This is a genomic window from Peribacillus sedimenti (assembly GCF_046237635.1).
GTDB lineage: Bacteria > Bacillota > Bacilli > Bacillales > DSM-1321 > Peribacillus > Peribacillus sedimenti.
Window position 1 is genome coordinate 4,562,363 of record NZ_CP143547.1, and the last position, 12,174, is coordinate 4,574,536.

Annotated in this window: 11 protein-coding genes and 1 pseudogene; 5 read left to right on the forward strand and 7 right to left on the reverse strand. The window is 42.2% G+C overall.

Annotated features, from left to right (window positions below):
- Nucleotides 1-59 precede the first annotated feature (59 nt).
- Nucleotides 60-1,847 carry a M3 family metallopeptidase gene (locus tag V1500_RS22435; protein ID WP_409302762.1) on the reverse strand — a complete coding sequence of 596 codons (1,788 nt, stop codon included), beginning with the start codon at nucleotides 1,845-1,847 and terminating at the stop codon, nucleotides 60-62.
- Nucleotides 1,840-3,069: a sensor histidine kinase gene (locus V1500_RS22440; protein WP_409302764.1), complete on the reverse strand. Its 1,230-nt coding sequence runs from the start codon at nucleotides 3,067-3,069 to the stop codon at nucleotides 1,840-1,842. Before V1500_RS22440 ends, V1500_RS22435 begins: the two co-directional genes overlap by 8 nt.
- A 353-nt stretch (nucleotides 3,070-3,422) precedes the next feature.
- Between V1500_RS22440 and V1500_RS22445 the strand changes: the two genes are divergently transcribed.
- A complete protein-coding gene (locus V1500_RS22445) occupies nucleotides 3,423-4,643 on the forward strand; it encodes an MFS transporter (protein WP_409302766.1) in 1,221 nt (406 codons plus the stop codon).
- Between the two features lie 98 nt (nucleotides 4,644-4,741).
- Nucleotides 4,742-5,242, forward strand: a complete 501-nt coding sequence (locus tag V1500_RS22450; RefSeq protein ID WP_409302768.1) for a GNAT family N-acetyltransferase — start codon at nucleotides 4,742-4,744, stop codon at nucleotides 5,240-5,242.
- 386 nt (nucleotides 5,243-5,628) lie between these two features.
- Here the strand turns inward: V1500_RS22450 and V1500_RS22455 are convergent, their stop codons facing one another.
- The 4 genes and pseudogenes from V1500_RS22455 to V1500_RS22470 all read right to left on the reverse strand — a co-directional run.
- Nucleotides 5,629-6,165: a GNAT family N-acetyltransferase gene (locus V1500_RS22455; protein ID WP_409302770.1), complete on the reverse strand. Its 537-nt coding sequence runs from the start codon at nucleotides 6,163-6,165 to the stop codon at nucleotides 5,629-5,631.
- Nucleotides 6,166-6,461: 296 nt separating this feature from the next.
- Nucleotides 6,462-7,361 (reverse strand): DMT family transporter, encoded by a 900-nt coding sequence (locus tag V1500_RS22460; protein ID WP_409302771.1) that lies wholly within the window; start codon nucleotides 7,359-7,361, stop codon nucleotides 6,462-6,464.
- Nucleotides 7,358-7,705 (reverse strand): helix-turn-helix domain-containing protein, encoded by a 348-nt coding sequence (locus tag V1500_RS22465; protein ID WP_409302773.1) that lies wholly within the window; start codon nucleotides 7,703-7,705, stop codon nucleotides 7,358-7,360. Before V1500_RS22465 ends, V1500_RS22460 begins: the two co-directional genes overlap by 4 nt.
- A 63-nt stretch (nucleotides 7,706-7,768) precedes the next feature.
- Nucleotides 7,769-7,867 (reverse strand): annotated as a pseudogene (locus tag V1500_RS22470) (Ada metal-binding domain-containing protein); the annotation flags it as partial.
- Between the two features lie 488 nt (nucleotides 7,868-8,355).
- Between V1500_RS22470 and V1500_RS22475 the strand changes: the two are divergent.
- The 3 genes from V1500_RS22475 (at nucleotide 8,356) to V1500_RS22485 (ending at nucleotide 10,930) form a co-directional block, all read left to right on the forward strand.
- Nucleotides 8,356-9,282, forward strand: a complete 927-nt coding sequence (locus V1500_RS22475) for an ABC transporter ATP-binding protein (protein WP_409302775.1) — start codon at nucleotides 8,356-8,358, stop codon at nucleotides 9,280-9,282.
- Nucleotides 9,275-10,228: an ABC transporter permease subunit gene (locus tag V1500_RS22480; RefSeq protein ID WP_409302777.1), complete on the forward strand. Its 954-nt coding sequence runs from the start codon at nucleotides 9,275-9,277 to the stop codon at nucleotides 10,226-10,228. Before V1500_RS22475 ends, V1500_RS22480 begins: the two co-directional genes overlap by 8 nt.
- 141 nt (nucleotides 10,229-10,369) lie before the next feature.
- Nucleotides 10,370-10,930 carry a DUF7010 family protein gene (locus V1500_RS22485; RefSeq protein ID WP_409302779.1) on the forward strand — a complete coding sequence of 187 codons (561 nt, stop codon included), beginning with the start codon at nucleotides 10,370-10,372 and terminating at the stop codon, nucleotides 10,928-10,930.
- A 312-nt stretch (nucleotides 10,931-11,242) separates the two neighbouring features.
- On the opposite strand, the gene V1500_RS22490 is transcribed toward V1500_RS22485, so the two are convergent.
- Complete coding sequence (locus V1500_RS22490) at nucleotides 11,243-11,953, reverse strand: DUF421 domain-containing protein (protein WP_409302781.1); 711 nt, start codon at nucleotides 11,951-11,953, stop codon at nucleotides 11,243-11,245.
- Nucleotides 11,954-12,174: the final 221 nt, after the last annotated feature.

Genomic DNA, 12,174 nt, shown 5'->3' on the forward strand with positions numbered 1-12,174 from the left:
CTAATCTACAGAAATCCCATCTGGTCCGTTATAGCCGGATGGGATGATTTTCGTTCAAATCACACTAAATCCGCCGTTAGTCTTAGAAATTCGTGTACATTTCCATGAAGGTTTGCAACGGATGCCTGCCAAAATTTTGGCTCCTGCAGGTCTAGCTGCAGATGCTTTTTCCCTATTTCCTCGATGGTTAACCGTGAAGAATCCGTTAATATTTCTCTCAGTATATCCCCTCGATTTGCTTGCTGCTTAATTTGTGCATAAATGCCCGTACTTACTAAGTGCGCGACAGTATAGGGATAATGAACAAACGGTTTCCTTGTCATATAGAAATGGCGCAGCGAAGCCCAAAAAGCCGGCTCATATGTATCAAAAAGATCATTGAAAATATCCTTTTGTTCCGCTTCCATCAGGTCGTTCAGCTGTTGAACACTTAATGCTCCCTTTTTTCTTTTTTCATAAAACTTCATCTCGAAGGAAAAACGGACAAAGCTATTTAGCAGCAATCCGATATCCCTGATCAGCTGGTTATCCAATAACCTAATTTTTTCCCCGACAGAACCACTGTGCCGGATTGCTCCTTCCATGAAGATGGTTTCGAACAGGGTGGAAGAAATTTCAGCAATCGACGGAGGTACATCCTGTAAAAAAATCGGGAGCCCATACATTAAATGATAATGATAGGCATGTCCCAGCTCGTGTGCGAGAACGCCGGCACTTTGCAGATCATTACTATAGCTCATCATGATTCGAGGCTGCTCCCATAAAGGAAAAGAGGCACAAAAAGCACCAGCCGGCTTGTCTTTTGAAATCTTCGCATCAATCCACCGATTCTCAGCTGTCTGTATAACAAACTCAGCGATTTCCTGGTCAAACACTTTCAGCTGCTTTGAAATAAAATGGATCGCATCAGGAAACACAATTTGGGAGCTATTATTTTTTATGGACAGAGGTGCAAATTGGTCAGCCCAGCTCAAGGAGTCTGCTTTCCATAGCTGTTGTTTCCTCTTCAAATAATCCAGCAACGGCTTCCGGTTTTCCTTTATGGTACTCCACATGACCTCAAGTGACTCTTCGGACATCCTGTTTTGGAAAAGGCTATTTTGAAGGATGGTTTGTTCTTGTCGATTCTCGTATACGCGGAGCCTAAACGCAGCAATATTATTGATCGATTCAGCGAAGATCTCCGCTTCCTCGCTCCAAGCCTTTTTCCACGTGTCAAAAAGCACCAAACGTTTACTCCGGTCTTCACCATAATAGACCATACTGCTCGCCTGTCCGATTGGAATATTGACCGGATCCTCTCCATCCGGCATAGATAGCTTCATTTTCCTGACCATCTTTAAATACAGGTCTCCCCAAGCGTGCAAGCCGGTATCTTCTACCTGCTTAAACGCTCTCTCTACGACAGCATTTCCAGATGCAGCAAATGCTTTCAACCTTAATTTTAAAACATCCTTTATCGGTTCCAGTCTTCCTGAGTATAGCTGTTCTTCTTGTCCCCCGGTTAAAGAGGCCAGGAGTTCGTCAATTTTTAAAGCACAGGTTTCATATTTCGCCGCTGCCTGGTTCAGCTTATCAAACCAGCGCGATAGGCTCTCCGCTTCATGATTGATCGACTGGAAGCATACAAGTACCTCCATGGCTTGATACCAATTCACATATACTTCCTGGCTCATTAATATCAGTTCTTCTATGTCGTTAGTTCCGTAGTTTTGACTGTCGGCTAAAAGAGGTATCTTTGATAAGAGCTCTTCTGCTTCAACTGACAATTCCTCCAAAAATCCATCCATGTCTGACATCCGTTCATCACACGTCACTTTATCGACTAGGTCCCATGTATCAAACACCACTGCTCACCTCTGCTTGCATTGTTTGGAATTCGTTTGATTTTACAAGCGCCTCTGCCCCTGCTTGGACAGAGCATATTACTTGGGTTCCTCCTTCTGAATGGGGCTGTACCCTGAATTCCCCTCCAATGGATGATAACCGTTCTTTTAATGTCACATAGGCTGGCAGAAGCTCATGTTCCACAGAGTACTGGCCGTCATCAATTATTTGGAGCGCGACCGAATCCACAAAAGACAACTTCACTGAAATCAAGCTTGCCTTTCCATATCTAATTGCCGCAGTCAATGATTCCTGCAGGCAGCGGACAAGGGTATACTTGATTCTTTCCGCCACGTCGATTTCCGTCCCCTTTATCACGAAATCGACACGCAAGCCGGGGTAATCATTAAAATCACCGACTATAGTAAGGCACAATTTAGACAGACAGTCAGAATGAGAGGCTGGTGACATGTTATGAATGGTTTTCCGCACATCATCGAGCCCTTTTCTTGCAAGCTCTGACATTTCCTTTATTGTCCTCTCTGCTTCGCCTTCATTTCGCCGTATCTGATATGGCAAGGCATCCAGACTCGTAATGACAGCTGTAAAAATATGACCGACCTTGTCATGTATTTCCCGGGAAACCCGGTTCCTCTCCTCGATGATTGTCAATTCCTCAATTTTACTGGCATATTGCTGCAATGTTTCGTTTTTATGATGAATTTGTTTGATTAGCTGCTTGCTTTTTTGATTCAACACGGAGTATCTGCCAAATGCAAAGCCCAATATATATAAGATATACGTATCGACAAGGGCACTGCCAGCCCTTTTAGTCAAGATTTCATATCCTGGCAATGTACCTGTAATGAACATGGCAGCACATATGATAGGTCCAATCCATAGGAATGGTTTTTGCTGGCAAACAAAGGCGATTGTAATAACTGGTACGTATAGAAAACTCGCTAAACCATTCAAATCAGACTGCAGCAATAAAAATAGAAAAAGACTGCCGCTTAACAAGCCTTCTGCAGCCAAATATAAAGGAATTTGCTTGTAGCCTGGCCGGTAGAAAAGACTTGGAACCACGTACACACCTGCAAACCAAACAATCAGCAACGCAGTGTGAGCTCCAGGATTCTCAATGATAACCCCTACCGTAAAAAAGATGATCCATATAGTCCGGAGGAAAAAAATAAAGGTATCCCTCCAATTCCAGCTTCCATTGCCAACGTAAGTCTTCATAATTCATCACCGGCTTTATTGTTCATTAGATTTTTTAAGGACTGCTTCGGATTTCCCTTTTACCACTATTATCCTATTTTCTGCTTCAACCGGTCAATATAATTATCGTTTGCCTTAGTTTCCATTACGGCGAGCCTGCCACAAGGCTGCCTTCCTGCATACTCCTCTATAATTACGATATAAAGTCTCAAAACCTGATAACATTTTAATGAAGCTGTGTATCAAAATTTGTATAGACTGTTGGCATAATTTTACTTAAAATGAATGTGCATTGATTTGATATAAGGGAGCCGAAAATATGTCAGTTTCTGCCCGCCATACGTTAACTGAATAATCAAAAAGGGGTAGAAACCGTGAAAAATAAATCGTTTACCTTTCTCTGGACAGGCCAGGCAGCAGCCAACTGTGCCGATATTCTCTATACAGTAGCTTTGGTGTCCATTGTTTACAGTCAATCAGGCTCAGCGATGGTCGTGGCCATGATTCCATTTGTAGTAACGGCCGCTAAATTTGTCAGCGGTCTGCTTGCACCAATTTTAGTTGATAAATACCGCTTAAAAGCCTTGCTGGCACATTCCCAGCTGGGTAAAACCTTCCTGCTCGGGATTTTATTTGTGATGGTCGTCTGGAATTCTTCCCACTTATCCAATTATCTTATATTTACGCTGGTATGTTTCATTTCATTTTTAGACGGCTGGGCTGCTCCGGCAAGGAACGCGATGCTCCCCCGGCTTGTACAACGTGAGGAACTGGTGAAGGCAAACAGCCTTGTATCCATTGCAGACCAGACTACCCAATTGGGTTCATGGGCAGTCGGAGGGATCCTGGTTGCCAGTATAAATGAAGGGAATGTTTTGTTGATTTCGCTTTTCCTGTATTTGGCCGCCACGGTTTGCATGTATCTAATCCATGATCCTATGGAATTAGAAACTTCCACCGGGGACTCTCAGCCGAAATGGGAGGCTGTGAAAGAAGGCTGGATTCTAATCTGGACAAGATCTTCACTCCGCTCCCTGCATACCATTTTCACGATTGAATACATTGCAAATGCAGTATGGATTGCCGCCATTCTCTATATTTATGTACAGGAAGTACTTCATATGGATAAGACCTGGTGGGGATACATCAATTCCAGCTACTTCCTCGGCCTTATTGCCGGAGGATTTATCGGAATGAAAAACAGCAGCTGGATCGATACAAAACTCAGCAATGTGATCATCATCTCATCCTTTGGAATCAGCGCAATGACTCTGGCCTTCGGGCTTATTTCAACACCATGGCTGGCGCTAGCCATTTGCGCCATCTACGGAGTGATGGAACAGCTGAAGATCATTTCCATGCAAACCGCCCTGCAAAAGAGCGTAACAGTTCAGCAGCTGCCAAAAGTATATTCGGCCCAAAGCGCTCTTATATCAGTCGTATTTGGCCTATCCTCCCTGATGTTTGGTTATATTACTGACCTTTTTAATGTAAGATTTTCCTTTCTCATTGCGGCCGGACTGCTCTGTGCCTCAGCACTGTTTGCGATGGCCAACAGGAATCGATTTGCGAAAATTGAAACGGAGACGCAGTAGACTGCATAACAAACAGGGGCTAAACTGGGTCCCTGTTTTTAATATATTTTTTGTGTGACTTTTGAAAGCTGCCAAATCAAATAAATTGGAGGCATTCCATGCTGATCAGAAAAATCACTATATCCGATGCAGAGAGTTTTCTTTCTTTATGTAAAACACTTGATCAAGAGTCCGCATTCATGATGCTTGAGCCCAATGAACGTACTGCCACTCCTGATTCACAAAGACAGGACATAGAAACACTCCTTTTAAACGGCCGATTCGTCATTTTGGTGTGTGAGCACGAAGATAAACTGATTGGGTATATTACGGCTCTAAGAGAACCCTTCAATAGGCTGAGGCACAGCGCGTATATTGTGATTGGAATCCTTCAGGAGTTTACCGGAAAAGGCATTGGAACGGCACTGTTCAAGGAACTGGAGGAATGGGCCAGGCTGCAGAAAATCCATAGGCTGGAGCTGACTGTCATGACCCATAATGCTCCCGCCATCCACCTGTATAAAAAAATAGGATTTGAAATAGAGGGGACGAAAAAACACTCTTTGATTGTTGATGGACAATATGTCGATGAATACTATATGGCAAAGTTTATGGACTGATTTTAATTCAGGGTTACATCGGAAATATGAAAGGTACAATCAAAGCGTTTTTTTGTGTTTCCTTGGCACAATATCGGCTTAGAAAGTTTAAAAAACTGAAATGCCGGGTAAAAACATCAATTCTATGAATGGTTTTTATAAAGAGAATATAAAATTTACAGACTAGCATTTGCTTATGAGCGATATTCGGAGATTTATGTTCGAAATCCGGATTTTATGAGCGAATTTGTGGTTTTATGCGCTAAATGCAGAATTCATGATCGATATGTGAAATTTATGATCGAATCGCATACCAGGCGCTACGCCATACTGTTCCAAAAATGAGGAATACCGGCAATTTGTACGGATCATGCAAAAAAAGCGGGGGACCGCCTCCCCGCCCTGTCTCACGCGTTATACTCTTCCTTAAGAATAGAATAATAGCTAAGGTCAATAGGCTCGCCCCACTTTACAACATGCTGCCTAAGAGTCCCTTCATGCTTCATTCCAACCTTCTCCATAATCCTCCAGGATCCTGGATTATCGGTAAAGGACGCTGCGAAAATCTTATTCAGGTTCAAGTTTTCAAAGCCAAGCTGAATTAAACGCTCGGCTGCTTCCGTTCCATAGCCTTTTCCCCAGTAAGGTTTGCCAATCCAGTACGCTAATTCTCCCCGTTGGTTCGGTTCATTCAGGCTAATATTTATGATGCCTATCAAGTTTTCTGTTTCTTTTTCTGTGATTGCATATATGACAAGCTTCCCTTGTTCTGCCGCAGCGGTAATGCTCGTTATGAAATCTTTTGCGGAACCTTCCGGATAGGGATGCGGAATGGTAAGGGTTGTCCTTGCTACTTGATAATCCCCTGCCAGCTCCTCCACTCTCGCTGCGTCCTCCAGGGTCAACCCCCGCAAAACAAGCCTTTCAGTATGTAAACTTTTCATGTTATTCTCCCCTCTCTTGCAAAGGCAATTTTTTCCGAAAAACTTTTTGGTAATAAAATAATAACAAACCTTGCCAATTTCAAGAATAGGGAAATACAAAACTAAAATTTAACTATAGTTGATGGCTTGCTTGTTCATCGATAGGGACAATATTCTAAACTATGATTTAAAAGACACTACTTCTCATTCTGGCACCTGGTGAAACAAGGATGCCATCCAAAGACAAACATACCAATAAAAGTTCTGTGCCATTTAAACTTCATTTTGGAAATAAGGACGGTCTAATATTGAAAAGTTCATTCTTTTGACGTCGCTGTTTTACGTAAGCGTTCAGTCTGCAGATCAGATATCAAGAAGATGCTGCTCAGTATAACAAAAAGACCAACAATCATCCCAATTGTAATTTGTTCCTTCAGAAACAAACCGCCCCATATAATGCCAAACAAAGGGATCATGAATGTGACGCTGGATGTTATTGTGGGACCTACACTTGTGATTAAGTAAAAATATAATAGATAGCCTATCGCGGTACATAGAATGGCTACGCCGACGACAGACAATATCACCATAGGTGTAAAGACAGTTTTCGAATCCGGCAAATTGAACATGGTGAACGGAATAAGCAATAAGCTTGCTCCCATTTGCTGCCCAAACGCCACGGATAATGCCGGTGTACCATGAAAATTCTTTTTGGCATAAACAGCAGCAAAACCGTAAGAAACAGTAGAAAGCATGGAAAAGATAACAGCAATAAGCACTTTTGGTGTAAATGGAAGGGGGCTCCATCCGACGAGGATAATCACTCCTGTGATACCAAGGAAAATTCCAGCCCATTTTTTAGAGCTTAATTTTTCCTTCGTCCACCCCCACACAACAAGAGCCGTAAAAAGCGGCGTCATCGAATTAATGATTGCAAGCATAGATGAGTTTAAATGGAGAGACGCTGTAGCAATCAGTGTAAATGGAATGGCAGCGTTTAATGCGCCGATTATGAAATATTGTTTCCAGCGCTGCCCGAATTGCGTTTTATGCCTAATTATCAGCATGTAAATTAATAATGCGATTGCGGCAATGGTTACACGTCCCTGAATCGTAAGCAAGGGCCCTATAGCTGGGGAAGCAATCCGTATAAATAAAAAGGAAGCTCCCCATAATGCAGCCAAACCGAAGAGGGCTGCGATATCCTGCTTTTTCATGAATAGTCTCCTCTTGTTCTTTTTCTATAATCTGTAGGTGTACACCCGAAATATTGATAAAAAATTTCTGAGAAGTGGGCTGAACTTCTATAGCCGGATAGGAATGCTATGTCAGTTATGTTTGTATTGGAGTTTCTAATGAGATTGCCGGCATGCAGCATCCTTATATTCGTAATATATTCCTGCGGTGTACTGCCTGTATTCTTTTTGAATAATCGATGCAAATGATATTTGCTCATTCCCACTTCCTTCGCCAATATATCCAACGTAAGGGCAGCCCCATATTCTTCCTCGATCTTTTTCCGGATGCGTTCAACTATTGCATCATGATTTGGCGCTTCCACTAGGTCCGGCCTGCAACGTTTACAAGGACGGAATCCTTCCTCTACCGCAATGGCTGATTCAGAAAAGTACAGGGTATTTTTTCGGAGAGGGGCCTTAGATTTACAAGAAGGCCTGCAAAAGATCCCTGTTGTCTTTACGCCATAAAAAAAATGCCATCGTATTTGCTATCACATGAATTCACTGCTTCCCACATTATATGATCTTCTAAATCCATCATACATTCCTCACCGCTCCTTACCTCTGTTTTAACATAAACCCTTACCACTTTTCATCCGGAATCTTGCCTTTCAATTTTTTTAAAGAGACCGCTTTAATGTTTTGCCTCTCTGTACGGGTCTGGTTCCCTTTCATGATTTAACGTAACATATGGGGTCTAGCCGCTCTTTAACAATTAAGCTTAACGTACAGGGCTATGATCCCTATGTTTTTTAATCCAACACTCAGGATTTGCTCCCTAACGCAATGCACCATGTCAGATCCCTCGGATTTTAGCCTGAACAAAAAGTCACAAAGAATATGACCAAACGAGTGACTAATGGCACATATTTTATTGACTTTTTGTGTGTAGATTAGTAGATACAAAGGACGATACATAACGGCTGTTGAGATTTCAGTAAGCATGGGATTGTAAAAGGAAGGGAGATACAAAATGACTGGAGCAGTAGAGATTCAGAATGTGACAAAAGTGATTAATGGTAAGACAATCATTGACGGGATCAGCTTCGTGGTGAATAAGGGGGAGGTATTTGGTTTCCTGGGTCCCAATGGGGCTGGAAAGACGACCACCATCAGGATGATGGTAGGCTTGATCGGCATCACTTCAGGCGACATTAAAATTTCTGGTTACAGTATTAAAAAGGACTTTGAAAAAGCAGTCAGCCATGTAGGCGCAATTGTCGAAAACCCGGAAATGTACAAATTCTTAAGCGGGTATGATAATCTAAGGCATTTTGCACGCATGTCAAAAGGCATTACAAAAGAAAAAATAGATGAAGCTGTTCAGTTGGTCGGACTGACAGACAGGATACATGACAAAGTGAAAACATATTCGCTCGGTATGAGACAGCGCCTTGGTCTGGCACAGTGCCTGCTGCATGATCCAGAGGTTTTAATACTGGATGAACCGACGAATGGACTTGACCCTGCTGGAATCAGGGAAATCAGGGACCATCTAAAGGTATTGGCCAGAGAAAAAAACATGGCTGTCATCGTATCCAGCCATCTTCTTTCGGAAATGGAAATGATGTGTGACCGCATTGGCATCATCCAAAACGGGAAGCTGGTGGATGTACAATTAGTAACCGATTTTGTCCAGCAAACTGAAAAAACTTATGTATTGGAAGTCCACCCGAAGCAGAAGTCACTCAAGCTTCTGCAGGATAAGTATGCATACATTCCTATTGAAAAGCACCATGACGGCATATCCATAACAATTGCCCGTGATGAAATTCCGGATGTAATTAAGATCCTTGTCCAAGCAAATATCCAAATTTATGGTGTCAAGGAAACGGTAAAAACGCTGGAGGACCGCTTCCTGGAAGTAACAGAGCAAAAGGGGGAACCACTTCATGCTTAACCTGATCAGAAATGAGTTAATGAAAATATTTAAACGCCCGGGCACATATGTAATGATTGGCATGCTTCTGATGATAGTGGGGATTGCGGGAGGAGTCATTAAGTATCAGGAAAGTAAACAGGATGCCAAGCAAGAGAACTGGCAGCAAACCGTGAAAGCAGAAATAAAGGAATACAATGAACAATTGAAGGCAGTAGATGGAGCACCGGCCTATGTAAAGCAGGAGCTAATGAAGGAAATTGAGTTGCGGGAGTACCGGCTCGAAAATGATATACCCCCTAATGATGATTACAACTTGTGGGGCTTCGTGGACGATGCCTCTGATATGATACAGTTCGCCGGCCTATTCACGATCATCATTGCAGCAGGCATTGTATCTTCAGAATTCAAATGGGGAACCATTAAGCTTGTGCTGATCAGGCCCATCAGCAGAGGGAAAATCCTCTTGGCTAAATATAGCGCCGTGATCATCGTGGCCCTTCTCTTCCTTGCGATTGTATTTGTGTTTTCTGCCTTGGTAGGAGTCATCTTATTCGGAACTCCAGAGAAGGCCGTACCTTACTTAAATTATTTTAATGGAAAGATTACAGAGCAAAGCATGGCCTTCCACCTGATTTTATTCTATGCCATGAAATCCGTCAGCATGGTGATGCTGGCAACAATGGCCTTCATGATTTCGGCTGTGTTCAGAAACAGTTCTCTTGCAATCGGGCTTATGATTTTCCTTATGTTCACCGGAACCCAGCTCACCGGTATGCTCGCCACAAAATTTGCCTGGGCTAAATACATTCTTTTTGCGAACATAGACCTCGTTCAATACTTTGAAGGAACACCGATGGTCGAAGGAATGACATTACCTTTTTCCATCATCATGCTGCTGATTTATTTTGCAGTGTTTCAATTTTTCGCCTATTATATTTTTAAAAAAAGAGATGTCGCCGCTTAATTCATTGTATATTAAAAATATGGAAATATCTGGTCTTCACATATCCTGCAGACCATTCTTTCATTTCCTGCCAGTACATAACCTGCTGCTCACAATGCAGGAGGAACAAAACAGCAAAAACTAATTCAAGGGGGAATAAAAATGAAAGGTTCACTCGATGCCATGCATGCGGATATTATTTCTTCCGCAAAAAAAGGATATCCAATACTGCTCTCCGGTGCCATTGTGTTTTTTATTTTCACCTTCCTTCCAATGGTTTTTCCGATGAAAACAGTGCATTTAATCTGGATTTTCGGGTTAATGGCGATATTTCCGTTTGGGCTCTTAATAGGTAAGATCATGAATATTGATCTATTGGCCAACGATAACCCCTTAGGAACATTGGGCGGTCTGGTCGCTGCTCCACAGGCATTTTTTATTCCTGTATTCATCATCGTTTATATGCATATTCCAGAATATATTCCATTCACCATTGGCTTGCTGGGGGGCTCACACTTTATACCTTATTTCTGGATTTACAAAAGCAAGGCATACCTTACTGTTACATTGGGTGTCTGCGTTTCTTCATTCATACTGGGTTCCTATTTCATTGATCAGGCATTCACTCTCGTTCCCCTTGCCATATCATTTTTTTACTTAGTGGGCGTCTTCCAGATCTTCCGGGAATTACGCCAAGAAAAAGCCTTCCAGCTAAATATGTAAACAAGCATTTAGCGGCATGCTAAGCATACTGATTAGTAGCGGCTTTGCCAAGCCCATCAATATGGGTAATTGTTAAAATGGGATGAGACCTGTACTTTACAAAACGGTTTTTGTTAAATTGGGATGAGACCTGTATTTTACAAACCGCGCTTTCTGTATATCATGATTCCTGTAATGATGGAGATCCAACCCTTAACTGGAATAACCGTTGCAATGGCCCCCTGCTCTTTGATGATTACAGACGCAAAATAAAAAGACGTGGCATTCACGTCTCTTTATTATATCTGTCCGCTTGAACCCGAGGGGATTGCCTTAGCTCTTTTTAGGCTTCGGATGTTTCTTCTTATCATCATACAAATCAATCTCGATTTCTCCATCGGTATTGATATGCAGATAGAAAACCTCCTCGATGGAAAGCTGCATTTCTTTCAGCTTTTGATCCAGCCAGTGCCGATCTTTCCCAGCCTCAGGCAGGGCGTTCGGCAGCAATTTCCCATCGGATATGATGGTATGATATCGTTGGACAGGCTTGGTTTGTAAACCGAGGGTACTGGCGGTCAATGGTTGTTTATCGCTTTTTAACAATACGCTCAAATCCCCCGGGGGTTCCATAATAGCAAATTCAACATCGGCCAGATTAAATACATTCTTTTTTCTAAGTAAAGCTGACAGCTCTTTTAATGAATAATTTTCTTTTTTCAGATTCTCCTCAAGGATTTTCCCATCCTGTATAAAAATCGTACCTCTTCCTTCCACCAAATCTCCAATCCATTTACTTTTTAAGGATAATCTATCAACTGCCAGGGTAAACAATGAAAAAATCCCGATAGCTATTGCTCCGTGAAAATAATGTTTTTCCAATCCCATAATCACCTCGCCGGCAACGCTTCCAATCGTAATGCCTGAAACGTAATCAAAAAAGGATAATTGAGAAAGCTGCTTTTTTCCTGTCAGCTTTGTAAACAAAAATAACACACCGATATACAGAAAGGACCGAAACACAACATCAGCATATTCAGGCATGACCTGCAGCTCCTCTTAACAAGTTTTTCCCTATTGCTTATTAGTGTTCATGCGCTTCCAGAAAAATATCCATTAATTTATAGGAAGTTTTCAGTTGCTGTAAAAAAGGAGCCCTACTTCAGCGGGTCGCGCTTACTCTGCACCTCTCTCTACTCTTAGATAAAATAACCAATTAAACCTAGAGATAAAATTATTGAGGACATTTCTGCACATATCCTGCA